The 994-nt window shown below is 58.2% G+C and carries 1 protein-coding gene; it reads left to right on the top strand.

Annotated features, from left to right (window positions below):
* Positions 1-994: flagellar hook-associated protein FlgL (gene flgL / locus OP495_RS18220; RefSeq protein WP_280571183.1), on the top strand; the 994-nt coding region annotated here is incomplete at both ends.

Genomic DNA, 994 nt, shown 5'->3' with positions numbered 1-994 from the left:
GGAAGAAAGCGTCCTCGACAGCGTCAGCGATGCCATCGGCTCGGCCAAGTCCATGGTCGTGCAAGCCGGTAACGGTACCTTGAGCGATGCCGACCGTGAGTCGCTGGCGTCTGACCTCGAGGGCACGTTCGAAACCCTGGTGGGGCAGGCCAATACCACTGATGGCAACGGTACCTATCTGTTCAGCGGTTACGAGGACAACGCCAAGGCTTTCTCGCGCACCAGTCACGACGGCAGTGTCGATACCGTTAGTTACAAGGGTGACGATAACGTCAAGCATCAGAAAATCGATGCCGAGCGGTCGATGGCCACCAGCGACACGGGCGCCGATGTGTTCACGAAATTCTCGTCGGGTAGCGAGTATATCGCCGAAGCCGGCGAGGGGAATACGGGGAGTATGACGTTCTCGGGGCCTGATGTCCGTGATGCCGATGCCGAAGGCTACGGTGATTCTTATGAGGTCTCGTTCGCTGAGAATGACGGTGACCTCGAATATACCGTTACCAACGCCAACACTGATGAAGTGACAACGGCTGAGTACACTGATGGCGAGACCATCGAATTCGGTGGCCTGGCACTTACGATGGAAGGTGAGCCGGCAGACGGCGATTCGTTGAGCGTCACGCCGGGTGCTGATATGAGCCAAGAGCAGGCCAGCCTGTTCAAGACCCTCGGCGATACCATCAATGCCCTGCGTCAGCCCGTCGAGACCGATGCCGATCAGGCCGCGCTGGACAACACCCTGTCTACCGCGAGCCGCAAGTTGGATGCCTCGCTGGATAACGTGCTGACCACCCGGGCCTCTGTCGGCGCACGCATGAATGAGCTTGACGCCCTGGACGATGTCGGCGGTAACCGCGAGATTGCTTACGAGCAGACGCGATCCGATCTGGTCGATCTGGATTACAACTCGGCAATCTCGGATTACATGCTGAGTAAAGTCGGGCTCCAGGCATCACAGAAATCGTTTGCCGATATCCAGCAGATGTCCCTG

Origin of the sequence: Chromohalobacter sp. 296-RDG (genome assembly GCF_029889885.1) — a bacterium.
In the GTDB taxonomy this organism is placed as follows: Bacteria; Pseudomonadota; Gammaproteobacteria; order Pseudomonadales; family Halomonadaceae; genus Chromohalobacter.
The sequence above is the reverse complement of the archived record's forward strand: the minus strand, read 5'-3'. Positions and strand labels throughout refer to the sequence as shown.